At 69.7% G+C, this 25,587-nt stretch carries 19 protein-coding genes; 18 read left to right on the top strand and 1 reads right to left on the bottom strand.

The window, feature by feature from the left end:
• Nucleotides 1–64: 64 nt before the first annotated feature.
• The 6 genes from QUG92_RS05620 to QUG92_RS05595 all read left to right on the top strand — a co-directional run bounded on the left by QUG92_RS05620 (nt 65) and on the right by QUG92_RS05595 (nt 11,082).
• Entirely contained in the window at nt 65–565 is a 501-nt protein-coding gene (locus QUG92_RS05620; RefSeq protein ID WP_182045371.1) for a hypothetical protein, read from the top strand.
• Nucleotides 562–1,743, top strand: coding sequence for a sensor histidine kinase (locus tag QUG92_RS05615; protein WP_289458001.1), 1,182 nt, complete (start codon nt 562–564; stop codon nt 1,741–1,743). Before QUG92_RS05620 ends, QUG92_RS05615 begins: the two co-directional genes overlap by 4 nt.
• Entirely contained in the window at nt 1,740–2,399 is a 660-nt protein-coding gene (locus QUG92_RS05610; protein WP_289458000.1) for a response regulator transcription factor, read from the top strand. The genes QUG92_RS05615 and QUG92_RS05610 overlap by 4 nt, the downstream gene beginning before the upstream one ends.
• Nucleotides 2,400–2,729: 330 nt before the next feature.
• Nucleotides 2,730–3,293, top strand: a complete 564-nt coding sequence (locus tag QUG92_RS05605; protein WP_289457999.1) for a hypothetical protein — start codon at nt 2,730–2,732, stop codon at nt 3,291–3,293.
• 371 nt (nt 3,294–3,664) lie between these two features.
• Nucleotides 3,665–7,153 carry a DNA-directed RNA polymerase subunit beta gene (gene rpoB, locus QUG92_RS05600; RefSeq protein WP_069712788.1) on the top strand — a complete coding sequence of 1,163 codons (3,489 nt, stop codon included), beginning with the start codon at nt 3,665–3,667 and terminating at the stop codon, nt 7,151–7,153.
• Between the two features lie 47 nt (nt 7,154–7,200).
• Nucleotides 7,201–11,082, top strand: coding sequence for a DNA-directed RNA polymerase subunit beta' (locus QUG92_RS05595; RefSeq protein WP_069712789.1), 3,882 nt, complete (start codon nt 7,201–7,203; stop codon nt 11,080–11,082).
• A 134-nt stretch (nt 11,083–11,216) separates the two neighbouring features.
• Here the strand turns inward: QUG92_RS05595 and QUG92_RS05590 are convergent, their stop codons facing one another.
• A complete protein-coding gene (locus QUG92_RS05590) occupies nt 11,217–11,582 on the bottom strand; it encodes a VOC family protein (protein ID WP_182045375.1) in 366 nt (121 codons plus the stop codon).
• A gap of 320 nt (nt 11,583–11,902) precedes the next feature.
• Between QUG92_RS05590 and QUG92_RS05585 the strand changes: the two genes are divergently transcribed.
• The 12 genes from QUG92_RS05585 (at nt 11,903) to QUG92_RS05530 (ending at nt 25,502) form a co-directional block, all read left to right on the top strand.
• A complete protein-coding gene (locus QUG92_RS05585; protein ID WP_069712791.1) occupies nt 11,903–13,570 on the top strand; it encodes a GspE/PulE family protein in 1,668 nt (555 codons plus the stop codon).
• A 16-nt stretch (nt 13,571–13,586) separates the two neighbouring features.
• A complete protein-coding gene (locus QUG92_RS05580; RefSeq protein ID WP_289457998.1) occupies nt 13,587–15,161 on the top strand; it encodes a type IV pilus twitching motility protein PilT in 1,575 nt (524 codons plus the stop codon).
• Nucleotides 15,161–16,384 carry a type II secretion system F family protein gene (locus QUG92_RS05575; protein ID WP_182045377.1) on the top strand — a complete coding sequence of 408 codons (1,224 nt, stop codon included), beginning with the start codon at nt 15,161–15,163 and terminating at the stop codon, nt 16,382–16,384. Before QUG92_RS05580 ends, QUG92_RS05575 begins: the two co-directional genes overlap by 1 nt.
• 268 nt (nt 16,385–16,652) lie before the next feature.
• Nucleotides 16,653–17,126, top strand: a complete 474-nt coding sequence (locus tag QUG92_RS17100; RefSeq protein WP_353062760.1) for a type II secretion system protein — start codon at nt 16,653–16,655, stop codon at nt 17,124–17,126.
• 85 nt (nt 17,127–17,211) lie between these two features.
• The gene (locus QUG92_RS05565) at nt 17,212–18,648 is read left to right on the top strand and encodes a hypothetical protein (RefSeq protein ID WP_289457997.1); all 1,437 of its coding nucleotides are present in this window, start codon (nt 17,212–17,214) and stop codon (nt 18,646–18,648) included.
• Nucleotides 18,645–19,367, top strand: a complete 723-nt coding sequence (locus QUG92_RS05560) for a type IV pilus modification PilV family protein (RefSeq protein ID WP_289457996.1) — start codon at nt 18,645–18,647, stop codon at nt 19,365–19,367. Before QUG92_RS05565 ends, QUG92_RS05560 begins: the two co-directional genes overlap by 4 nt.
• Nucleotides 19,364–21,295, top strand: coding sequence for a hypothetical protein (locus tag QUG92_RS05555; protein WP_289457995.1), 1,932 nt, complete (start codon nt 19,364–19,366; stop codon nt 21,293–21,295). Before QUG92_RS05560 ends, QUG92_RS05555 begins: the two co-directional genes overlap by 4 nt.
• 29 nt (nt 21,296–21,324) lie before the next feature.
• Entirely contained in the window at nt 21,325–22,110 is a 786-nt protein-coding gene (locus QUG92_RS05550; RefSeq protein WP_289458385.1) for a prepilin peptidase, read from the top strand.
• Between the two features lie 34 nt (nt 22,111–22,144).
• Complete coding sequence (gene pilM / locus QUG92_RS05545; protein ID WP_182045382.1) at nt 22,145–23,197, top strand: type IV pilus assembly protein PilM; 1,053 nt, start codon at nt 22,145–22,147, stop codon at nt 23,195–23,197.
• On the top strand, nt 23,194–23,991 hold the full coding sequence (locus QUG92_RS05540) for a hypothetical protein (RefSeq protein WP_182045383.1): 798 nt from the start codon (nt 23,194–23,196) through the stop codon (nt 23,989–23,991). The genes pilM and QUG92_RS05540 overlap by 4 nt, the downstream gene beginning before the upstream one ends.
• 1 nt (nt 23,992) lies before the next feature.
• Complete coding sequence (locus QUG92_RS05535; protein WP_289457993.1) at nt 23,993–24,754, top strand: hypothetical protein; 762 nt, start codon at nt 23,993–23,995, stop codon at nt 24,752–24,754.
• 172 nt (nt 24,755–24,926) lie between these two features.
• Nucleotides 24,927–25,502 (top strand): CBU_0592 family membrane protein, encoded by a 576-nt coding sequence (locus QUG92_RS05530; protein WP_289457992.1) that lies wholly within the window; start codon nt 24,927–24,929, stop codon nt 25,500–25,502.
• Nucleotides 25,503–25,587: the final 85 nt, after the last annotated feature.

Below are 25,587 nucleotides of genomic sequence, written 5' to 3'. Positions count from 1 at the left end.
CGCTCGCGAGGCTGGTTCCACCGGTCGGGGACCCCCGCCGGACCCGGCTCCCGGAAGGCCCACCATGACCGCCCAGCTGCTCGCGAACACCGTCGTCGGCATCGTCCTCGTCGGCTTCCTGGCGTACCGTCAGGCCACCTGGCGCTCCCTCGACCCCGCACGGGTCTGGCGGACGCCGATCGTGCTCGGCGTGGTCGGGGTGGTCGTGCTCGCGCAGTCCGTCGCCGTGGTGACCACGCTCGACGTCCTCCTGCTCGGCGTCGAGGCCCTGGTCTCCGCCGCCGCCGGACTGGCGATGGGCGCGATGACCCGCTTCCGCACCGCCCCGACGCCGGACGACCACGGCCGGACGCTGCAGGCGCGCACGGGCTGGGCCGGGGCCGGGCTCTGGGTCCTCGTCGTCGTCGTCCGCATCGGGCTCGACGTCGTCGGCGGGCACCTCGGCGCGCACCTGCTCACGTCGACGGGGGCGGTCCTGCTCGTCCTGGCGCTGAACCGGGCCGCCCGCGCCCTCGTCGTCGACCAGCGGATCCCGCACACCGCGCGCGGCATGATGGTCCGGTGACCACCGGCCCGCACGAGTCCAGCGCCGTGCGCGCCGAGCCCGGGCAGGACCGCCCCGGCTCCGCGTTCGCCCCCGTGCTCAACCTCCTGGGCATCGCCGTCGTGACGTACTGGGTCGTCCGGACCGCGCTCGCCGGGGACGCACCCGCGTGGGTGTGGGTCCTGGAGACCGTGGCGCTCGCCGCGTGGGCGCTGCGGGTCGCCGCCCGCTCCGAGCGCGTGCGGCTCGTCGCGACCTGGGGCATGGTCCTCGCCGGGTCGGCCGTCGTCGTGCCGTCGGGCGCGGTGGTCGTCGCCGTGCCGATCGTGGCCGTCGTGGCCCTCGGTGCGAGTCGGTCCCGCCCGGTGTGGGACGGACCGGTCGCCGCCACCGTCGCGCTCGTGGTGGTCGCGGCCACCGCCGCCGTCGCGGACGCACCCGTCGGCACCGTGCTCGGCGCCGGCGCCGGGTTGCTCCTCGCCGCCGTGGTCGGGTTCAGCCGCCGGCAGGCCCGGATCGTCGAGGAGCGCACGCGCCGTGCCGATGCCGAGCGGCAGCGCGCCGAGCTCCTGGCGGACCGGTCGCGCACCGCCCGGGAGGTCCACGACGTGCTCGCCCACTCCCTCGGCGGCCTCGTGCTCCAGCTCGACGCCGTGGAGGCCCTGCTCGAGGCCGGCCGCGTCGACGAGGCCACCCGGCGCGCGGGCGACGCGCGGGCCCTCGCCGCCAGCGGTCTCGCCGAGGCACGGCGGGCCGTGCACGCCCTGCGCGAGGACACCGTCCCCGCGGCACCCGCGCAGTCGACGGACCTCGCCGGCCTGGTCGTCGCCCACCGCTCGTTCGGCGGGACCGTCACGACGCGTGGGGACACGGCGCTCACCGCCGTCGACGCGGCCCACCGGCACGTCGTGGTCGCGGCCGCCCGGGAGGCACTGAGCAACGCCCGCCGGCACGCCCCCGGCCGTCCCGTGGTGCTGTCCGTCGACCGGGACGGTCCCGCCGTGCGGGTGACGGTGTCGAACGCCCTCGACGGCTCCGGCGCGGCTCCCGACGAGACGGACGGTGCCGCCGCCGACGGGCACGGCCTCGCCGGGATGCGGGAACGGTTCGCGGAGCTCGGCGACGGTTCATCGGTCGAGGCCGGGCCGGTCGACGGCTCGTTCGTCGTCGCGATGCGGGTCCCGGCGGTGACCGGGTGACGATCCGCGTGCTCGTGGTGGACGACCAGGCCATCGTCCGGGACGGCCTGGTGACGGTGCTCTCGCTCGTGCCCGACCTCGAGGTCGTCGGCGAGGCGACCGACGGCGCCGAGGCGGTCGCGATGGTCGCGGCCGACCCGCCGGACGTCGTGCTCATGGACCTGCGCATGCCGGGTACGGACGGCCCGACCGCGACGGCGGCGATCACGGCCGCGCACCCCGGGGTCGCGGTGCTCGTCCTCACCACCTACGCCGACGACGAGTCGATCGTCGGGGCGCTCCGGGCGGGCGCCCGCGGGTACCTGACCAAGGACGCCGGCCGGGCCGAGCTCGTCACGGCCGTCCGTGCGGTCGCCACGGGCCAGACGACCTTCGACGCCGGGGTCGGGGCCCGGCTCGTCGCGCGGCTGGCCGGGGGCGGGCACGCGGCGACACCGTCGGACGAGGGCCGCCGGACCGGACTACGCGACCGGTTCCCCGCGCTCACCCCGCGCGAGGCCGACGTCCTCGAGCGCATCGCCGACGGCCGGACGAACCCGGAGATCGCCGCGGAGCTGTTCCTGACGGTGCCGACCGTGAAGTCGTACGTCAACCAGGTCTTCGCGAAGCTCGGTGTGCGGACCCGTGCCGAGGCCGTGGCCCTCGTCCTCCGCTGACCACCACCCGGTGGCACCACCCGGCGACACCACCCAGCCGGCGTCGAGGATCGTCACGTACCGTTCACCCGGTCGTCACCCGACAGGTGTCGAGTACTCCGCCCGGCAGCGCCGGACGCAGGAGCTCCGCACCCGTCGTCGTGACCACGGCGCGGCCCCGACCGGCCGCCGATCGGCACCCTCCCCACACGGGTGCCGCACGGCACGGTCCCGCCCCGCCGACGGCGCGCGTCCCGGTGCGCCGCCCCGTGCGACGGCGCACCGCCCCCACGCGTGCGCCCGGACCCCACCCTGCGCGGCACGCGGACCGGATCCACCCCTGGAGTCCCCGTGACCGACACCGTCAGCGTGCCCACGCACCGCCTCGTCGACCCGACCCGACCCGACCGGGCAACCCGCGCCTCCCGGCCGCTGCCCGTCGACGCGTCCCGTCCCCGGCATCCCGCGCCGACCAGCGACGGCGAGACGGCGCCCGCGTGGATGCGGCTGCTCGGCGCGACCCTCCTGCTCGCAGGCTTCGTGCTCACGGCGGCCGTCCTCGGCTGGCCGGGGGACGCGCCCGAGGTCGCCCTGCTGGTGCCGGGCGTCGTCGCGCTCGTCGCCGGGGCGCTGCTGCTGCTCGCCCGGTCGCGGATCGCGGTGACCGAGACCGACGTCGTCCTGGGCTTCCGGCCGCTGCCCGCGCGCCGCATCGCCCGCCGTCGCATCGCCGAGGTGACCGTCGTCGAGGCCGACGCGCGGACCTACGGCGGTATCGGGCTCCGGCTGCACCGCGGGGTCCGGGCGCTCATCCTGACGCCCGGTCGCGGCGTGCGCATCACGGACGACCGCGGGCGCGTGACCTTCGTGCGGGCCGAGCACCCGGAGCGTCTGGTGCTCGCCCTGGCCGCCTGAGCATCGGCATCCGCGGCACCCCGTGTCGCCCTCCGCAGGGTGGTCGGTGTGCTTATACACGCCACTGGCGAATCCGGTCAAGCCAGGACTGGACAGCGCACGCAGGGCGACCTATGCTTGCAGTTCGCGCTCCCTGGCATTCGTGTGTCGTCATATTGCGGTCGAACACGCGCCCTGGTCAGCCGGTCCCGTATATGGCGGCGGGACCCGCTCACTGATCTTCGCACAGCCCACCGGCAGGCACGCCCCCTGGCGTGCAGGTCGCGGGGTACAACGTGCGTCGGTCCCGGGGTCGCGCCGAGCGATCAATCCACTCACCTACGTGCTGCTCGTCAGTACCGGCCCGACGGGGCCTACCGGAGGTCACACCCTTGGCTGCTGCGCCCAACGCATCCACCAACCCCAAGAACGGTCGCAACCACTCGCGACTCTCGTTCGCCAAGATCACGGACACCCTCACGGTTCCTGATCTGCTCGCCCTCCAGACGGAGAGCTTCGACTGGCTCGTCGGCAACGACGTCTGGAAGGCCCGCCTCGCCGAAGGACAGGAGCAGGGTCGCACCGACCTCGCGCTGCACTCCGGCCTCGAGGAGATCTTCGAGGAGATCTCCCCGATCGAGGACCTCGGCGAGACCATGCAGCTCTCGTTCACGTCCCCGGAGCTCGAGGACCCGAAGTACTCCATCGACGAGTGCAAGGAGCGTGGCAAGACCTACGCCGCGCCGCTCTACGTCAACGCCGAGTTCATGAACCACATGACCGGTGAGATCAAGACGCAGACCGTCTTCATGGGTGACTTCCCGCTCATGACCGAGCGCGGCACGTTCATCATCAACGGCACCGAGCGCGTCGTCGTCTCGCAGCTCGTCCGCTCGCCGGGCGTGTACTTCGAGCGCCAGCAGGAGAAGACGTCCGACAAGGACATCTACTCCGCGCGCATCATCCCCTCGCGCGGTGCCTGGCTCGAGTTCGAGATCGACAAGCGCGACCAGGTGGGCGTGCGCATCGACCGCAAGCGCAAGCAGTCCGTGACCGTCTTCCTCAAGGCCCTCGGCCTGACGAGCGAGGAGATCATGGAGGAGTTCCAGGGCTTCGCCTCGATCGAGTCGACGCTCGAGAAGGACGCCGTCCTCACCAAGGAGGAGGCGCTCAAGGACATCTACCGCAAGCTGCGTCCGGGCGAGCAGGTCGCCGCCGAGGCCGCGCGTGCGCTCCTCGACAACTTCTACTTCAACCCGAAGCGCTACGACCTGGCGAAGGTCGGTCGCTACAAGCTCGACCGCAAGCTCGGCATCGACGCGCCGCTGTCGGACTCGGTGCTCTCCGTGCAGGACATCGTCCGCACGATCAAGTACCTCGTCTCGCTGCACGCCGAGAAGACGAACCTCGACGGCGTCCGCGACGGCGAGCCCGTCCAGCTCCGCCTCGACGTGGACGACATCGACCACTTCGGCAACCGTCGAATCCGCGCCGTCGGCGAGCTCATCCAGAACCAGGTCCGCACGGGTCTGTCCCGCATGGAGCGCGTCGTCCGCGAGCGCATGACCACGCAGGACATCGAGGCGATCACGCCGCAGACGCTCATCAACGTGCGTCCGGTCGTCGCCGCGATCAAGGAGTTCTTCGGGACGTCCCAGCTGTCGCAGTTCATGGACCAGAACAACCCGCTCGCGGGTCTGACGCACAAGCGTCGCCTGTCGGCCCTCGGCCCGGGTGGTCTGTCCCGTGAGCGTGCTGGCGTCGAGGTCCGCGACGTCCACCCGTCGCACTACGGCCGCATGTGCCCGATCGAGACCCCGGAAGGCCCGAACATCGGCCTGATCGGCTCGCTCGCGTCGTTCGGTCGGATCAACTCCTTCGGCTTCATCGAGACCCCGTACCGTCGCGTCGTCGACGGCCAGGTCACGACGCAGATCGACTACCTGACCGCGTCGGAGGAGGACGACTTCGTCGTCGCCCAGGCCAACGCGCCGCTCACCGACTCCTTCCACTTCCAGGACGACAAGGTGCTCGTCCGGAAGAAGGGCGGCGAGGTCGAGCTCGTCGGCAAGGACGAGGTCGACTACATGGACGTCTCGCCGCGCCAGATGGTGTCGGTCGCGACCTCGCTCATCCCGTTCCTCGAGCACGACGACGCGAACCGCGCCCTCATGGGTGCGAACATGCAGCGCCAGGCCGTGCCGCTCCTCCGCTCCGAGTCGCCGCTCGTCGGCACCGGCATGGAGGGCTACACCGCCATCGACGCCGGTGACGTCGTCACCGCCGACAAGGCCGGTGTCGTCTCCGAGGTCTCGGCCGACGCCGTGACCCTGCAGCTCGACGAGGGCGGCACGCAGACCTACTACCTGCGCAAGTTCGACCGCTCGAACCAGGGCACGAGCTACAACCACCGCGTCATCGTCTCCGCAGGCGAGCGCGTGGAGCAGGGCGAGGTCATCGCCGACGGTCCCGCGACGGAGAACGGCGAGCTCGCGCTCGGCAAGAACCTCCTCGTCGCGTTCATGCCGTGGGAGGGCTACAACTACGAGGACGCGATGATCCTGTCGCAGAACCTCGTGAAGGACGACACGCTCTCCTCGATCCACATCGAGGAGTACGAGGTCGACGCCCGCGACACGAAGCTCGGCAAGGAGGAGATCACCCGCGACCTCCCGAACGTCAGCCCGGACCTCCTGGCCGACCTCGACGAGCGCGGCATCATCCGCATCGGTGCCGAGGTCCGCCCCGGCGACATCCTGGTCGGCAAGGTCACGCCGAAGGGCGAGACCGAGCTCTCCGCCGAGGAGCGCCTGCTCCGCGCGATCTTCAACGAGAAGTCGCGCGAGGTGCGCGACACCTCGCTGAAGGTGCCCCACGGTGAAGAGGGCACGATCATCGGCGTCAAGGTCTTCGACGCGCAGGACGGCGACGACGAGCTCGGCTCGGGCGTCAACCAGCGCGTGGTCGTCTACATCGCCCAGAAGCGCAAGATCACCGCGGGTGACAAGCTCGCCGGTCGTCACGGCAACAAGGGCGTCATCTCGACGATCCTGCCGGTCGAGGACATGCCGTTCCTCGCGGACGGCACCCCGGTCGACATCGTGCTCAACCCGCTCGGCGTCCCCGGCCGCATGAACTTCGGCCAGGTCCTCGAGATCCACCTCGGGTGGCTCGCGAAGCAGGGCTGGAACGTCGAGGGCATCCAGGAGTGGGCATCCGCCCTGCCGGAAGCGGCGCACAGCGCCGAGCCCGGCACGAAGGTCGCCACCCCGGTGTTCGACGGTGCGTACGAGCGTGAGATCGAGGGCCTCCTCGACAGCACCCTCCCGAACCGCGACGGGGAGCGCCTGATCGGCTCCTCCGGCAAGGCGCAGCTCTTCGACGGCCGCTCCGGCGAGCCGTTCCCGGAGCCCGTCTCGGTCGGCTACATGTACATCCTCAAGCTGCACCACCTGGTCGACGACAAGATCCACGCCCGTTCGACCGGTCCGTACTCGATGATCACGCAGCAGCCGCTGGGTGGTAAGGCGCAGTTCGGTGGCCAGCGATTCGGTGAGATGGAGGTGTGGGCGCTCGAGGCGTACGGCGCCGCCTACGCCCTCCAGGAGCTCCTGACGATCAAGTCCGACGACATCCTCGGCCGCGTGAAGGTCTACGAGGCGATCGTCAAGGGCGAGAACATCCAGGAGCCCGGCATCCCCGAGTCGTTCAAGGTCCTCATGAAGGAGATGCAGTCGCTCTGCCTGAACGTCGAGGTCCTCTCGGCGGACGGCCAGGCGGTCAGCCTCCGCGACACGGACGACGAGGTCTTCCGTGCCGCTGAAGAGCTCGGCATCAACATCTCCTCGCGGTTCGAGTCGTCGTCCGTCGACGACATCTGAGCCGGCCCGTACCGAACACGTTTCGAACTCAGCAAGAGAGAAGAACATTGCTCGAAGCAACGTCATTTGACGCCATCCGGATCGGCCTCGCGACCGCCGAGGACATCCGTCAGTGGTCGTACGGCGAGGTCAAGAAGCCGGAGACCATCAACTACCGCACCCTGAAGCCCGAGAAGGACGGTCTGTTCGGTGAGCAGATCTTCGGTCCGTCCCGCGACTGGGAGTGCGCCTGCGGCAAGTACAAGCGGGTCCGCTTCAAGGGCATCGTCTGCGAGCGCTGCGGCGTCGAGGTCACCAAGTCCTCGGTCCGCCGTGAGCGCATGGGCCACATCGAGCTCGCCGCGCCCGTCACGCACATCTGGTACTTCAAGGGCGTCCCGTCGCGCCTCGGCTACCTCCTCGACATGGCGCCGAAGGACCTCGAGAAGGTCATCTACTTCGCGGCGTACATGATCATCGACATCGATGAAGAGGGCCGCCACGCCGACATGCCCGGCCTCGAGAACGAGATGCGCCTCGAGATCAAGAACCTCGAGGGTCAGCGCGACTCGATCATCGCCGACCGCCTCAAGAAGCTCGAGGACGACCTCGCAGCGCTCGAGGAGGAGGGCGCCAAGGCCGACGTGAAGCGCCGGACCAAGGACACCGCCGAGAAGGAGATGTCCCAGGTCCGCAAGTCCTTCGACGAGGACATCACCCGGCTCGAGCGCGTGTGGGAGGACTTCCGCAACCTCAAGGTCGGCGACCTCAAGCCCGAGGACGCCGTGTTCCACGAGCTCCAGGACCGCTTCGGGATCTACTTCGACGCCTACATGGGCGCCGAGGCGATCAAGCTGCGGCTCGAGGCCTTCGACCTGGCCGCCGAGGCCGAGGCGCTGCGTCTGCAGATCGCCGAGGGCAAGGGCCAGAAGAAGATCCGCGCGATCAAGCGCCTGCGCGTCGTCAGCTCCTTCCTCGCCACCGGCAACTCGCCGGCCGCGATGGTGCTCGACGTCGTGCCGGTCATCCCGCCGGAGCTCCGCCCGATGGTGCAGCTCGACGGTGGCCGCTTCGCCACGTCGGACCTCAACGACCTCTACCGTCGTGTGATCAACCGCAACAACCGTCTCCGCCGCCTGCTCGACCTCGGTGCCCCCGAGATCATCGTGAACAACGAGAAGCGCATGCTGCAGGAAGCGGTCGACGCGCTGTTCGACAACGGTCGTCGTGGTCGTCCGGTCACGGGTACCGGCAACCGCGCCCTGAAGTCCCTGAGCGACATGCTCAAGGGCAAGCAGGGTCGTTTCCGCCAGAACCTGCTCGGCAAGCGCGTCGACTACTCGGGCCGTTCGGTCATCATCGTCGGCCCGCAGCTCAAGCTCCACCAGTGCGGTCTGCCGAAGCAGATGGCGCTCGAGCTGTTCAAGCCGTTCGTCATCAAGCGCCTCATCGACCTGTCGCACGCGCAGAACATCAAGTCGGCCAAGCGCATGGTCGAGCGTTCGCGTCCGCAGGTGTGGGACGTGCTCGAGGAGATCATCCGCGAGCGCCCCGTGCTGCTGAACCGTGCGCCGACGCTGCACCGTCTGGGCATCCAGGCGTTCGAGCCGCAGCTCGTCGAGGGCAAGGCCATCCAGCTCCACCCGCTCGTGTGTGCTGCGTTCAACGCGGACTTCGACGGTGACCAGATGGCCGTGCACCTGCCGCTGTCGGTCGAGGCCCAGGCCGAGGCCCGCATCCTGATGCTCGCCTCGAACAACATCCTCAAGCCGTCCGACGGCCGTCCGGTGACCCTGCCCGCGCAGGACATGATCATCGGTCTGCACCACCTCACGACGGTGCGCGAGGGTGCGACGGGCGAGGGCCGTGCGTTCTCCTCCGTCGCCGAGGCGATCCTCGCGAAGGACCAGAACACGCTGCACCTCAACGCGATGGTGAAGATCCGCATGTCGGGTGTCCACTTCGCCGAGGGCGAGGCGCCGGAGGGCTACGAGGTCGGTCAGCCGATCCTCCTCGAGACCACCCTGGGCCGCGCGCTCTTCAACGAGACGCTGCCGGCGGACTACCCGTTCGTCCAGCGCGTCACCGACAAGGGCACCCTCTCCGCGATCGTCAACGACCTCGCCGAGCGCTACTCCAAGACCGAGACGGCCGCCGCGCTGGACCGGATCAAGGACGCGGGCTTCTACTGGGGCACGCGCTCCGGTGTGACCGTGGCGCTCTCGGACGTCGTGACGCCTCCTCGCAAGAAGGAGATCATCGCGGGCTACGAGGTCCAGGCCGCCAAGGTCCAGGGCGAGTTCGACAAGGGTCTGATCACCGACGCGGAGCGCCGCGCCGACCTGATCAAGATCTGGACCGAGGCCACGAACGAGATCGCGCAGGAGATGCGCGACAACTTCCCCGTCGACAACACCATCAACCGCATGGTGTCGTCGGGTGCTCGTGGTAACTGGCTGCAGGTGCGCAACATCGCCGGTATGCGTGGTCTGGTGAACAACCCGAAGGGCGAGATCATCGCCCGCCCGATCATCAACTCGTACCGCGAGGGCCTGACCGTGGCGGAGTACTTCATCGCCACGCACGGTGCCCGCAAGGGTCTGGCCGACACGGCTCTCCGTACGGCCGACTCGGGTTACCTGACGCGTCGTCTCGTCGACGTCTCGCAGGACGTCATCATCCGTGAGGACGACTGCGGCACGACCCGTGGCCTCGAGCTGCCGATCGCGACCGTGGGTGCCGACGGCGCCCTCGTCCGCGACCCGCGCGTCGAGAACACCGTGTACTCGCGCACCCTGGCCACCCCGGCGTCCGACGCCTCGGGCACCCAGGTCGCCGAGGCCGGCGAGGACGTCGGTGACGTCCTGCTGGACACGCTGCTCGCCGCCGGTGTCGAGAGCATCAAGGTGCGCTCGGTCCTGACCTGCGAGTCGGCCGTCGGTGTCTGCGCGAAGTGCTACGGCCGTTCGCTCGCCACGGGCAACCTCGTCGACATCGGCGAGGCGGTCGGCATCATCGCCGCCCAGTCCATCGGTGAGCCCGGTACCCAGCTGACGATGCGTACCTTCCACACGGGTGGTTCGGCCTCGGCCGACGACATCACGCAGGGTCTGCCCCGCGTGACGGAGCTCTTCGAGGCCCGCACCCCGAAGGGCGCGTCCCCGATCGCCGAGGCCCCCGGCCGCGTCACGATCGAGGACACGGACAAGGGTCGTCGGATCATCCTCACGCCGGACAACGGCGACGAGCCGTTCATCTACCCGGTGCTCAAGCGTGCGACCCTCCTCATCGAGGACGGCCAGCACGTCGAGCTCGGCGAGCAGTTCATCGCCGGCACGGTGGACCCGAAGGAGGTCCTCCGGGTCAAGGGTGTGCGCGAGGTCCAGAAGCACCTCGTCAACGGTGTGCAGGACGTGTACGGCTCGCAGGGCGTGCCGATCCACGACAAGCACATCGAGGTCATCGTCCGCCAGATGCTCCGCAAGGTCACCGTCGTCGACCACGGCGACACCGACCTGCTGCCGGGTGAGCTCGTCGACCGGTCGCGCTACAACGCGCTGAACCGTGCGGCGCTGCAGGAGGGTCGCAAGACCGCCTCGGCTCGCCAGGAGGTCATGGGCATCACGAAGGCGTCCCTCGCGACCGAGTCGTGGCTGTCCGCCGCGTCCTTCCAGGAGACCACCCGCGTCCTCACGCAGGCGGCCATGGAGGGCAAGCAGGACCACCTCGTCGGCCTCAAGGAGAACGTCATCATCGGTAAGCTCATCCCCGCCGGGACGGGCCTCAGCCGGTACCGTGACGTGGACGTCGCCGCGACCGAGGAAGCCAAGGCGGAGCGGTACCCCAACCGCATCTTCGCCGACGACTCCTCGTTCTCGGACGCCGACCTGAGCTTCGTCGACTTCGACAGCTTCTCGTCGGACGACTTCACGCCCGGGACCTACAACTGAGTGTGAGTTGAACCCGGGAGGCCCCCGCATCCTCGGATGCGGGGGCCTTCCTCGTTGCCGGACGGTACCGGTGGCGGCCGGGAGGCGCGGTGCGGGCTCGCCCCGCGCCTCCCGTCCGTCAGGTGGTCCCGCCGTCAGGCGGTGCGGCCCTTCTCGTCGACCAGCGAGTACAGGCTGAGCACGTTGCCGTCGGGGTCGCGGACGTCGAACCAGTCGACCGCGCCGTCGACGCACTCCACCGGGCCGACGTCGATGCCGAGCGAGCCGATGCGGGCGTGCTGCGCGCGGACGTCGTCGACGCCGAAGCGGACGGTCGCGGGACGCTGCTCGGCGTCCGTCGCCCGGAACAGCTGCAGCCAGATGCCGCCGATCTCGTACTCGACGACGCCGTCCTCCGGCTCGAGGTCCGGGTCGGAGCGCTGGAACACGGCGCCGTACCAGAGGCAGGACGCCTCGATGTCGGAGACGGGCAACCCCACGGTCACGCTCGTGATGTCCATGCCCCATCATGTCCCGCCGGTGGCCCGCGCGTCGAGGGTCTTCCTGCACAGGATCGCCCTCCGGACCCGCCTCCACAGGACCGTCCCCGGGCCGCTCGTCGGGGCGTGCAGAGCGCGATGATCCCGACATGACGACCACCTCCGTGCAGCCCGATACCCACCGGTACCCCCGCACTGGGGCCACCCCTCGCGGCCCCGCCCCCTCGTTGTGGGACTGCATTCGACGACTGTCGCGCAAGTACCGTGATCGGGCGTCGCGTCCCTGGCGGCGCACTACCCGAAGACCCTCGCACCAGCGAGTCCAAGGAGGTGCGGGGCACATGGCCACGCTGTCCGAGATCCTCATCCTCAACGGCGCGCTCCCGATCGAGCACCTCGACGCCATGACCGGGGACGAGGAGATCGACGAGCGCGCGATCCGCACCCTCGTCGACCAAGGGGTCGTGAGCGAGGCGCAGTTCGTCACCGCCCGCGCCGCGTCGCACAACTCCCGGACCGTCCCGCTGACCGACTACCCGGTCGACGGCACCGCGGTGTCGATGCTGCCCGCGGCACTGTGCCGTCGGCACGGGGTGCTCGGCATCGGGTTCGAGGGCGAGACGCTCGTCCTGGCCATGGTGAACCCCACCAACGTCCTCGCCATCGACGACGCCCGCGCCGCCTCCGGCCGGACCGTCAAGCCGCTACAGGTCGAGGAGCGTGACCTGCAGGCCGCGCTCGACCGCTACCTGCGCGCCGACGACGAGCTCAGCGACCTGACCTCGTCGATGGGTGAGGAAGCGGGCGCGCAGGCACAGCAGCAGGCCGACCTGACCGACGGCTCGCTCGACGACGTCCCGATCGTCCGGTTCGTGAACCTGCTCGTCTCGCAGGCGATCCAGGACCACGCGTCCGACATCCACATCGAGCCCGGCGAGCACGAGGTGCGCGTCCGCTACCGCATCGACGGCGTGCTGCACGAGATGGCCCCGGCACCGAAGAACATCCAGAACGGCGTCATCAGCCGCCTGAAGATCATGAGCGACATCGACATCGCCGAGCGACGCAAGCCGCAGGACGGCCGCATGTCGGTGCGGCACGGCGGCCGGCAGATCGACCTCCGCGTGGCGACGCTGCCGACCGTGTGGGGCGAGAAGGTCGTCATGCGGATCCTCGACAACACGAACACGTCGCTGACGCTCAAGGACCTCAACCTGCTCGAGCAGAACGCCGAGGCCTACCGACGTTCGTACTCCAAGCCGTACGGCATGATCCTCGTGACCGGCCCCACCGGTTCGGGCAAGTCGACGACCCTGTACACGACGCTGAACGCCGTCGCGAAGCCCGAGATCAACGTCATCACCGTCGAGGACCCGGTCGAGTACCGGATGGGCGGCATCAACCAGGTGCAGGTCAACCCGAAGGCCGGTCTGACCTTCGCATCCGCGCTGCGCTCGATCCTGCGCTCCGACCCGGACGTCGTGCTCCTCGGTGAGATCCGCGACCACGAGACCGCGCAGATCGCGATCGAGGCCTCGCTGACCGGCCACCTCGTGCTCTCGACCCTGCACACGAACGACGCCCCCTCGGCCGTGACGCGACTGACCGAGATGGACATCGAGCCGTTCCTCGTCGGGTCCGCGCTCGACTCGGTGGTCGCGCAGCGTCTCGCACGCCGCCTCTGCGACCGGTGCAAGGCGCCGTCGGTGTACAGCGCCGAGCAGCTCGTCGCGATGGGCTTCATCGCTCCGGGCGACCAGGCGCCGGCGCTCTTCGGGCCGGTCGGTTGCGCCGTCTGCTCGAACACCGGCTACCGGGGCCGCATCGCCCTGCACGAGGTGATGACCGTGACCGAGGAGATCGAGCGGCTCGCAGTGGCGCGGGCGTCCAGCGCCGAGATCAGCCGGGTCGCGCAGGAGCAGGGCATGCTCACGCTCCGGCAGGACGGTTTCGAGAAGGCGAAGCTCGCGATGACGAGCATCGACGAGATCCTGCGCGTGGTCGCGTAGGCGTGGGAGTGGGACGATGACCGATTCTGTCTACGACATCTCCGTGCCCGAGGGCGAGCCCGTCGCGGGCTGGCACCCCGCACAGCCCGCCGGTGAGATCGGCGGCCGTCGTGCCGCCCGGCTGGCCGCCAGCTCGGCTCCGGTGGCACCCGCCACGCACGGCCACCAGACCGCCCCGGCCGCGGCCGGCCCGGTCTACGACCTGCAGAGCGACGCCGCCTCGTGGCCGGCTCCGACCGGCCAGGCCGTCGCCGTGCCCGTCGCGCAGCCGCACTCCGTCCCCGCGACGCCCCCCGCCGCCGTCCCGCCGTCCACGGCCTCCTACGGCTACGCGCAGGCGGAGACCGAGGCACTCGGTGCTCCGGTCGCGACGACTGCCACGCTGCGCGGGCGTGCCCCCGAGGGGCAGGCCGAGATCGCCTTCACCCGGCACGCACGCGAGGTCGCGGACGCCGACCTGGTCACCGCGCTCGCCCAGGTGGTCTACCAGGGTGCGTCCGACCTCCACGTCACCGCCGACGCCGCCCCCACGGTGCGCGTCGACGGCTCGCTCCGACCGGCCGTGCCGGGAGGCCCGTGGGCGCGGAACAAGGTCGTCGCGGCACTCAAGACGCTGCTGAGCGCCGAGCAGGCCGGCCAGTTCGACCACGAGCAGGAGCTCGACTTCGCGTACTCGCTGTCGCCCGAGTACCGCTTCCGCGTGAACTACTACCAGCAGCGCGGGAACTGGGGTGCCGCCTTCCGCATCATCCCGACGAAGATCAAGACGCTGAAGCAGCTCGGCATCCCCGAGCAGGTCGGCGACTTCGCGAAGCTGCCCCGCGGTCTCGTGCTCGTGACCGGTCCGACCGGTTCCGGCAAGTCGACCACGCTGGCGGCGCTCATCGACCTCGTCAACGAGACCCGTGCCGACCACATCGTGACGGTCGAGGACCCGATCGAGTTCATGCACGAGCACAAGAAGGCGATCATCAACCAGCGCGAGGTCGGTGCGGACACGCACTCGTTCGCGCGGGCGCTCAAGCACGTCCTCCGCCAGGACCCCGACGTCATCCTCATCGGCGAGCTCCGCGACCTCGAGACCATCTCCGTCGCGCTCACCGCCGCCGAGACCGGCCACCTCGTCTTCGCGACCCTGCACACGCAGAGCGCGCCCGGCACGATCGACCGCGTGATCGACGTGTTCCCGCCGCACCAGCAGGGGCAGATCCGCACGCAGCTCGCCGCGACGCTCGAGGGCGTCGTGTGCCAGACGCTCGTGCCGAAGGCGACCGGGGTCGGCCGCGTCGTATCGACCGAGATCATGAAGACCACGCCGGCGATCGGTAACCTCATCCGCGAGGGCAAGACGTACCAGATCACCTCGGCCATGCAGGCCGGGCGCGACACGGGCATGCACACGATGGACCAGGACCTCGCCGAGCTGGTCAACGTCGGCACGATCACCCGCAAGGCCGCGCTCGAGAAGGTGCACGACGAGGAGGGCTTCGATCGGCTGGTCCAGCGTGTCGAGTCGCCGTCCGAGGAGTCCGCGTCCGCCATCGCCGCGAGCGGCATCGACTTCGGCGACAAGTTCTCAGGGGGCTACTGATGTCACTGGCATTCGACTACCGCGGTCGTGACGGCGGCGGCAAGCTCGTCAAGGGCAAGCTCGACGCAGCGAGCGAGGGAGCCGCGGTCGCGCGCCTCCGCCTCATGGGCATCTCGCCGATCTCGCTCGCCGAGGTCAAGGCCGGCACCGGGCTGCAGACCGAGATCAAGATCCCCGGGTTCGAGAAGCACGCCGGGCTCAAGGACCTGTCGATCATGGCTCGGCAGGCGTCGACGATGCTCTCGTCGGGACTCTCCCTGCTCCGGGCGCTGACGATCCTGGCGGACCAGACCGAGAACAAGAAGCTCAAGGGCATCCTGGGCAAGGTCCGCGACGAGGTCGAGCAGGGTGTCGCCTTCTCGGACGCTGTCGCCAAGTACCCGGTCGACTTCCCCCCGATCATGATCAACATGATCCGCGCCGGCGAGACGGGCGGCTTCCTCGACAAGGCGATGGACTCGATCGCGACGAACTTCGAGAAGGAGCACAAGCTCCGCTCGACCATCAAGTCGGCGATGACCTACCCGACCGTCGTCCTGATCATGTCGCTGCTGAGCGTCGTGATCATGCTCATCTTCATCGTCCCGATCTTCCAGGACATGTTCTCCTCGCTGGGCGGCAAGCTCCCGCTCCCGACGATGATGCTCGTCTACGCGTCACACGCGATGGTGTGGGTCGGCCCGATCCTCGCCGTGGCGATCGCCGTCACCTGGATCTGGTACCGGGCGAACAAGAACACCGACCGGGTCCGCGGGTTCCTCGACCCGATCCGGCTCAAGCTCCCGGTCTTCGGTCCGCTCAGCAAGAAGATCGTCATCGCTCGGTTCGCCCGGAACTTCTCGAACATGATCGGCGCCGGTGTGCCCATCCTGCAAGCGCTCAAGATCGTCGGCGAGGTGTCCAACAACTTCGTGGTCGAGCGGGCGCTCGGGCGGGTGGCGGAATCCGTTCGCAAGGGCGAATCGATCTCGGAGCCGCTCGGCAAGGAACCGGTCTTCCCGCAGATGGTCTCGCAGATGATCGCCGTCGGTGAAGACGCCGGTTCGATGGAGATCATGCTCGAGAAGATCGCAATGTTCTACGACGCCGAAGTGGAATCGACGACAGAAGCGCTGACGTCATTGATCGAACCACTCCTCATCGCATTCCTGGGTGTGGTCATCGGTGGAATGATCGTCGCCCTCTACCTGCCGATCTTCCAGATCACCTCGCTCATCCACTGACGCCCGGTTCACCTCGGATTCCCCGACCGTCGGGGGCGTTCGTCGTGTGCGCGCACACGCTCGTCCGGTGCCGACGACCCTCTATCGGGGTGCATTCATCGACACCGGACCCCCGGTACTGGGGGCATTTTCCTGCCGTTTGGCCCCCGTTCTCGGGATTATGCGGAAAATCTCCCCTGAATACGCTCGACGGTGGCGGCAGAGCACAGCCCCGATCCCATTCCGCACCCAACTCCCGAAAGAGTGGAAGACAATGTACGCAGCACTCATGGGCAAGCTCGATGCTCGCCGCAAGGGCCTCCTCGAAGAGAACGACAAGGGCTTCACCCTGATCGAGCTCCTCGTCGTCGTCATCATCATCGGCATCCTCGCCGCCATCGCCATCCCGGTGTACCTGGGTGTGCAGAAGAACGCGCAGGACTCGGCGACGCAGACCGACGTGACGAACGCGAAGATCGCGGTCGTGTCGGTGCAGACCAACCTCGGTGCGATGCCGACTGCTGGTGCCCTCGTCACGAACGGTACCGTCTCGACCACGTCGCCCGGTGCGGGAAGCACGCAGTCCTGGACCGACGCCGGCGTCACCGGCTCCAGCAACACCAAGTCGGTGACCCTCTTCACGGGCACGGGCACCTACTGCGTCATCGGGCAGAGCACCAACGACACCTACTTCTACGCGACTGACAAGGTCGGCACGACGAAGGTGAAGTCCGACAGCATTCCCGCAGGTTGCAAGGCCTGATCACCCTGATGCCAGCCGAGGCCGCGACATCGCTTGGTGTCGCGGCTTCGGCTGCACGCCGTCGAGAACCAGGAACGGAGTAGTCATGCGCAGCCTTCTCCTCGCGCTGCAACGGCGTCTCCTTGCTGACGGCGGCTTCTCGATCACCGAGGTCCTGGTCGCCATGATGGTCTTCGCCCTCATGTCGATCGGCCTCGCGTACGGCATCACGAACGCCCTCGTGCTGACACAGGAGAGTCGCGCGCGTCAGACCGCGCTCAACCTGGCGTCCGAGGACCTCGACCAGTTGCGGTCCTACGCGAACCCGTTCGACATCCGGTCGACAGCCACGGACGAGCGGTTGGAGTCGACCGTGGGCGGCCAGAAGTACGTGCTCACCCGCACCACCCAATGGGTCGACAGCGCCGGCAACTCCAGCTCGTGCGGGACCGACGGCACGACCCTCGCGTACAAGAGCATCACCAGCACGGTCACCTGGCAGAACGGCAAGGGCAAGCCCCTCTCCGTGGCCCTCGACACGCTCGTCGCGCCGAACTCCCGTATCAACGCCGACGGGACCGGGGCGATCCTGGTGACCATCCGCAACGCCGCGGGGACCGGCGCCTCGGGCATCCCCGTCACGATCGCGGCGAACCCGGGCGGCGGGGGCGCGACGGTCAAGCAGCCCGCACCGACCGACGGCTCGGGCTGCACCTACGCCCTGCAGGTCCAGCCGGGGAGCTACACGGTCTCGGCGTCGACGCCGGGCGGGATCGACACCACGCAGCAGGAAGTCGCGACGAACAAGACGGTGACGGTTGCCGCCGGTACCGACGCCGCCGTGACGTTCACCTACGACCAGGCGCACACGTTCCAGGTCGACTACGCCACGAGCTACCCGGGCGGGACGGCGAAGCTGCCGACCAACCTCAGCACCACGCTCTACAACGGCGTCGGAGGCAGCTCGGTCTTCCCGGGCACCCCGAGGACGATCAAGGCGTTCCCCTACCGGGACGGGTACCAGTTCATGGCGGGCGCGTTCGTGACCGCCGACGGCGGTGGGAGTGCGACCTGCCTCAGCCCCAATCCCGGCAAGTGGACCACGGCGACGAACGGAGCGATCGGACAAGCGCCGGAGGCGATGAACGCCCCAGCGGGCGTGGTCGACTCCGCCTCACAGAAGGTCACCGTGCCGATGGGCATCGTGGTCGTCCCCGTCGACAAGGACTACCCGTACATCACGGCGGTGAGCGACAGCGCGGCGCCGGACTTCGACCCCGGGTGCAACGCCCCGAGTCCCAAGACACTCACGTTCTCCGGGACAACCGCGGGCAACGTCGGCATCGCGCTGCCCTACGGCACGTGGTCGATCTACCAGTCGAAGAGCCCCGGTTCGACGGCGTCGTCGAACAGCAAGAACATCGTGCAGACCGCGTCGAACAAGATCACCTACCCGAACGGCGGCGGCCAGACGAACAACGCCGGCTTCCTGATCTTCAAGTGGGGCGACACCGTCACGCTCGACCCGCGGAAGGCGCCGTGATGCTGGCGCGGGCGCTCCGTCGTGCGCACCGCGACGACCGCGGGGTCAGCATGGCCGAGCTGCTCGTCGCGGCGTCGGTCACCGTCATCATCCTCGCAACGCTCGCCGGGTTCTTCGTGGCGGCGATCAAGGGAAGCGCGTCGAACGCCGGCGCGGACACGAACATCCGGCAGGCCACGAACGCGATCAACGCGATGTCCCGCTACCTCCGCGCGGCCACGACCCGCGACGTGCCCTCGAGCCTCGTGCCGGACAGCGCGATCGTCAAGGCCACCCCGACCGACCTGACGTTCTACGCGTACATCAACCTGATCGAGGATCCGGACATCGCCAAGCGCACCGCCGAACGACCGGTGCTCGCGCGGTACTTCGTCGACCCGACGTCGCGGCAGCTCGTCCAGCAGCTCTCGGCGTGCGGCGCGGATGCCAACGGCTACTACTCGTGCCCATCCGTCACCAGTACGACCCGCCTGGGCGGACCGATCGCGTCGCCGACCTCCGACGACGTCCCCCTCTTCACCTACCAGGGCGCCGGCGGGAAGAAGGACCAGCTCGCGATCGGGGACGACGGCCAACTCAGCGCGACCCAGCGGACGGCCGTGCGCTTCGTCACCGTGAACCTCGAACTCGGATCCGCGACGGCCGGAGCAGGGAGCAACGCGCACCTGCAGAACATGGTCGGACTCCTCAACCTCGGACGTGCAGGAGCTACACCGTGATGCGTCGGATCGCCGCCTTCTTCAGCCGCGCCCGCGACGGCCGCGTCCGTGGGGACGAGGGCATGGCCCTCGCATCCGTCGTCGGTCTCGGCGCGGTGCTCATGATCCTCGTCGCGACGATGGCGTCGGTCTCGGTGAGCGGCTCGGTCAAGACCGCGGCGGACCGCAGCTGGAACCTCGCCATCCAGGCCGCGTACGCCGGGCTCGCCGACTACCAGAGCCGGCTGACGGCCGACAACAGCTACGAGCTCGTCGGCAACTCGGGCGCCTCCTTCAGCAGCAGCAGTGCCTTCTCGAAGGACTGGTCGTCGAACCCGGCCTTCGCCACGTCGGGGTCCCGGTGGGCGGAGGTCGCCAACGGTGGCGGACGCGCGCAGTACCGGTACGAGGTGGACAACACCGACTACACGGCCGAGGGCGTCGTGCGTGTTCGGGTCACGGGCAAGGCCGGTGGCGTGACGCGGTCCATCGTCGCCGACCTCAAGGGCGACGGCTTCGTCGACTACCTGTACTTCACCGACTTCGAGTCGAGCGACCCGACGATCACCGGCGAGACGCAGACCGCGGACGGCTCGAAGCTCTGCATCCCGCAGCACTACAGCACCCTCGCCGGGCAGTACGACTCGAGCAGGGCGTGCGCGCCCGTCCGGTTCACCGAGCGGGACACCCTGACGGGTCCCGTCCGGACGAACGACACTTTCATGCTGTGCGGGACGACCTTCACCTCGACCGTGCAGTCGACCGCGGCGGACGGCGTCTACCGCACGCCGTACTCCAACGGGTCGACCGACGACCGGCGGTGCCGGTCCACCGCGACCTTCACGGGCGGTCCGCCCAAGAACGTGCAGTCGATCGACCCGCCGTCGACGATCGCGAACATGGCGCAGGAGGCGCGCACCAACGACCGGGTCAACGTCCCGCGTCCCGGCTGTCTCTACACGGGTCCCACCTCGTTCGTGTTCTCCGGGAACAAGGTCACGATCAAGTCCCCGCTGACGAAGGCGACGCAGTACCGGCTCGACAACGCCGGTCGCCCGCAGCCGGACGGCTCTGGCGACGTGCTCTGCGGATCCCCGTCCGCTCTGAAGAGCTCCTCCGGTGCGACCATCCCCGTCCTCGACGACAACCTGGCGTACGTGCAGGGCGTACCCACCGACACCGGGGACCCCAACTACACGAAGCCGGGAGACGAGCGGTCGGCCAGCGGAGCGATGTGCCAGGTCGGTCAGTCCTACAGCAACGGCCTCGGTTACCCCCGCGCCAACGAGTACGTGGGCAACGCCGGCGCGGACGGGCTCTACAACTGCCGGGCCGGTGATGCGTTCGTGTCCGGGGTCGTCAACGGCAAGATGACGGTCGGCGCGGCCAACTTCCTCTACGTGACGTCGAACATCACCTACGCGCCGGGAACACAGAGCGTGCTCGGGCTCGTCGGCCAGCGGGCCGTGACCGTCTCCAACCCGATCTCCTGCAACAAGTACCAGACCGCCCGGAGCGGCACCCAGACCGTCACGCTCAAGACCTGCGACACCGCGGTGTCGTCGACCTCGCAGCTCCAGTACGGCGCCGGGAGCAAGGTCACGATCAACGCGGCCATCGCGAGCAACACCGGGACGTTCCAGGTGCAGAACTACGGGTACGGACCGCAGATGGGTGACCTCACGGTGCTCGGTTCGATCGCACAGAAGTACCGCGGCGCGGTCGGCGTCACCTACTCCACGACGAACGGCTGGGGTCAGACCGTCGTCGACCACCAGACGGGCTTCACGAAGGCGTACGGGTACGACAACCGGTTCCAGAGCATCGCACCGCCGAAGTTCCTGCAGCCGGTGAGCACGAGCTACGGCATCACCACCCAGGTCGAGGTCAACGCCGCCTTCAACGCGGACGGCTCGTGCTCGAGGACGAGCTCGGGGACGTGCCAGTGATCGCCGTCGTCACCGGGGCGACGGCGCTGATGGGCCTGCTCGTCGGGTCCTTCCTCAACGTCGTCGTCCACCGTGTCCCCGCGGGGATCTCCGTGGTCCGCCCGCCGAGCGCCTGCCCGGGTTGCGGCCACGAGATCCGCGGGTTCGACAACGTGCCGGTGCTCTCGTGGATCGCCCTCCGCGGGCGCTGCCGCGACTGCCGTGCGCCGATCTCGGCCCGGTACCCGGCCGTGGAGCTGGCGACGGCGGTCCTCTTCACCGTCGTGGCGGTGGTGTTCGTGCCGACGATCACCGACGGCGGGTCCTCCGCTGGCGGTGCCGGGCTGTTGCTCGCGTTGCTCTACCTCATGGCGATCAGCGTGGCGCTCGCGCTCATCGACATCGACACCCACCGTCTCCCGAACGTGATCGTGCTGCCGGCCTACGTGGTCGTCGTGGTGCTGCTCGGGGGAGCCTCGGCGGTGACCGGGGACTGGGGCGCCTTCGTGCGTGCCGGGATCGGGCTCGTCGGGCTCGGCACCGTCTACCTCGTGCTCGCGCTCGCGGTACCCGGGGGGATGGGCATGGGCGACGTGAAGCTCGCCGGTGTCCTCGGGTTCGTGCTCGCGTACCTCGGATGGGGACCCCTCGCAGTGGGAGCTTTCGCCGCCTTCCTGCTCGGCGGTACCTTCTCGCTCGTGCTCATGTCGACCGGCCGGGCCGGTCGACGGAGCGGAATCCCCTTCGGCCCCTGGATGCTCGCCGGCGCGTGGCTCGGCATCTTCCTCGGCCCCGTGATCTGGGCTGCCTACCTCGGCGCCCTCGGACTCGGCTGACGCCGACCACCTGCCAACCAGAAGGACGCCAAGCATGGGCAAGAGCATCGTCGGGCTGGACCTCACCGCGGACACCATCCGCGCCGTCGAGGTCGCCGACGCCGACAAGGCACGCCCGACCGTCGTCCGGTTCGCCGAGGTGCCGACGCCTCCGGAAGCGATCCGCAAGGGCGAGGTCATCGAGCCGAACACCGTCGCGGGAGCACTCAAGCAGCTCTGGCAGCTCGGTCGGTTCCGCACGAAGGACGTCGTCCTCGGCGTCGGGAACCAGCGGGTCCTCTCCCGTGACCTGACGATCCCGAAGAGCTCCCGCGAGCAGATCCGTGAGTCGCTCCCGTTCCAGGTGCAGGACATGCTGCCGGTGCCGGTCGGTGACGCGATCCTCGACTTCTACCCCGTCGCCGAGGCGGAGAGCGAGAACGGACCGGTCCTGCACGGCTTGCTCGTCGCCGCGATCAAGGACGCGGTGCTGGCGAACGTCCGCGCGGTCCAGCTCGCCGGCCTCAACCCGGCAGCGGTCGACCTCATCCCGTTCGCGCTGAGCCGGGTCGCCGTCACGCGACAGCGGGTCCCCGGTACCGTCGCGATGGTCGAGCTGGGTGCGGAGACGACGAGCGTCGTGATCCTGACGGACGGCGTCCCCCAGTTCGTCCGGATCATCCCGACCGGCGGGAACGACATGACGAAGGTGCTCGCCGGCCGGTTCGACATCGACTGGGAGCAGGCGGAGGCCGTGAAGCGGCACTTCGGGCTCGGCGGCGGCGCCCGGACGACGGACGACGCGCGCGCCGTCGCGGTGATCACGGAGTCGTGCAGCGAACTGTTCGCCAGCCTCCGCAACACGATCAACTACTTCGTCAACACCCGGCCAGGCCAGGAGGTCCGCAGCGTCATGCTCGCGGGCGGCGGAGCGAAGATGCCGGGGTTCGCGCAGGCGCTCAGCGACCACACACGCATCCCCGTCCACATGACGGACCCCTTCGCCGGGGTCGCACGTGGACGGTCCATCACGCCGGACGCGCTCGCCGAGCGCGGCAACGCCGTGGCCGTCGCGTTCGGCCTGGCAGTCGGGAGCAGAGCAGCATGACCGAGACCGTGCAGTCCGTCGCGGCACCAGCGCGTGCCGGTGTCTTCGGGATCGGGCGCCGGCCGGCGACCGGGGCAGCCGAGGATCGAGCGCCGCAGCGCGGTGCCCGCCGCGGCAGGAACGTGCCCGGGGTGACCCCGGGCCAGGAGCCACGGGTCGACCTGCTCCCGGTGGAGGTCCACCAGGACCGCCGTGGCCGCGCGATCGCCCGTCGGACGTGGTTCGGTGCGGGTATCGTCGCCGCGTTGGTGGTCATCGCGACCGCGGCCGCGACCGTGCAGAGCATGGGTGCTCGCTCGGACCTGGCTGCGGCGCAGGCCGAGACCACCTCCATCCAGCAGCAGCAGCAGCAGTACGGCGAGGTCCGTCGGGTCGAGCAGGACACGGCGCTCGCAGCTGCCGCGCAGGAGGTCGGCGGGTCGACGGAGATCGACTGGAAGAGCTACCTCGGCCAGGTGCAGCAGCTCCTGCCGGAGGGGGTCGCCATCACGGCGCTCAACATCGACTCGTCGAGCCCGATGCAGAGCTTCGACCAGTCGACCGCTCCGCTCCAGGGCATGCGTGTCGCCACGCTGAACGTGACCGTCAGCAGCCCCTCCATCCCGTCGGTCCCCGACTGGAACGAGCGGCTCACGAAGCTGCCCGGGTACGTGGACTCGAACATCGACTCGATCAGCCGCGGATCGGTCGTCGGCGACACGGCGGGCACCTCCTCGTCGACGTACCAGGCCTCGATCTCGCTGCACGTCAACGACGGCGCCTACGACGGCAAGTACGCAGAGAAGAGCAAGTGACGTGAACAAGAACCGGCTCTCCCTCATCCTGGCAGCGCTCACCGCCGTGGCGATCGCCGTCGGCGGGTTCTTCCTGGGTGTGCAGCCACAGCTCGCCTCCGCGTCGGCCGACGAGGCGCAGCAGACGCAGACGGACCAGACGAACGCGACCAGCCGGGCGGAGCTCGACCGGCTCCGTGAGCGCTTCACCACGCTCGACGCGATGCAGGCGTCGCTCGACGGGCTGCGTGACTCGGTGCCGGCGACGGCCGACACCGACGCGTTCATCCGTTCCCTCGACACCGTCGCGGGAACGTCCGGTGCCGCCGTCTCGTCCGTGTCGGTCGGGGAGGCCCAGGCGTACTCCGCCCCGGCGTCCGGCACCGCCCCGGCGACCGCCGAGGCCGCGCCGGGCGCTGCGGCCTCGCCGTCGGCCACCGCCACGGCCGAGCCGTCGGCCGAGGCGAGTCCCACGGCGCCGGCAGCGCCCAGCGTCACGACGAACCCGCTGGTCACGCCGGCGAACTTCTCCGTCATCCCGGTCTCGATCAGCATCGAGGGGTCCTACGACCAGGCGCTCGCCTTCACCGGCGGCGTCCAGGACGGCAAGCGGCTCTTCCTCATCACGACGCTGACGTCGTCGTCCTCGACCTCGGCGGAGGACGGTGCACCGGACGGGGCCGGGCGCCAGACCTGGACGCTCGGCGGGTTCCTCTACGTCCTCTCGGCGCCGGCCGCCGCGACCGCTTCCGCCACCGCCACGGCCACCCCCACCGCGGGCTGACACCGCCCCGGACACCACCCCGCGAAGTGGGTGCGCCGCGCCACGCCGCACCCACTTCCGCGACACCCGTCGGTGTGCCTACGATGCTGCCGACGCCGCACTCGCGGCTGCTCACCCCCCTCTCGGACGGTCGCCTCAGGACGGCCGTTCCTCGTCGTGCCCGGAGTCGCGCGTGTTGGTCGGAATCGTGGAGTTCCTCGGCTGGTTCGGTGCCGTAACCGTTCTCGCAGGTTACCTGCTCTTCTCGCTGGGCAAGATCCCGAACGGGCCGCTGTACCAGGTGCTCAACCTCGTGGGCGGACTCTCCGTCGCGATCAACGTCGCGGCGCACCACGCGATCCCGTCGACGATCGTCAACGGGGTGTGGGCCGTGATCGCGGTCGTCGTCCTGGTGAAGACGGCGCGAGCCCGTCGCCTGACCAGGGAGGGTGCGACGCAGGTGCCCGCGGCTGCCGAGCACGTCGTCCTGCACACCGAGCCGCCGGCGACGACCGCGGTCCTGCCGGTGGTGGGCCCTGCGCTCCGCGACCACGAGGCGGAGGCGACCGACGCCGCCGGGCCCGCGCCGCGCCTCCAGGCCGACACCGACACCGACGCCGCCCCGGCCGCACCGATGACCGAGTCTGTCCCCGTCATCACGGCGACGATCGCGCTCGCGCTCGTGGCCGCCGCGCAGCAGCACGCGGAGCACGGGATGCAGGAGCACCCGGAACCGACACCCGAGCGCGAGGACGCCGCGCAGCGCTGACCAGCAAGCCAGCAAGCCAGCAAGCCAGCGCGCCGGCGAGCCAGCAGCGCCAGCGAGCGGGCGACCGACCGCGGCGTCCGGCCCG

It is taken from the genome of Curtobacterium citri (assembly GCF_030362955.1).
In the GTDB taxonomy this organism is placed as follows: Bacteria; Actinomycetota; Actinomycetes; order Actinomycetales; family Microbacteriaceae; genus Curtobacterium; species Curtobacterium citri.
This window is presented reverse-complemented; position numbering and strand designations above follow the sequence as displayed.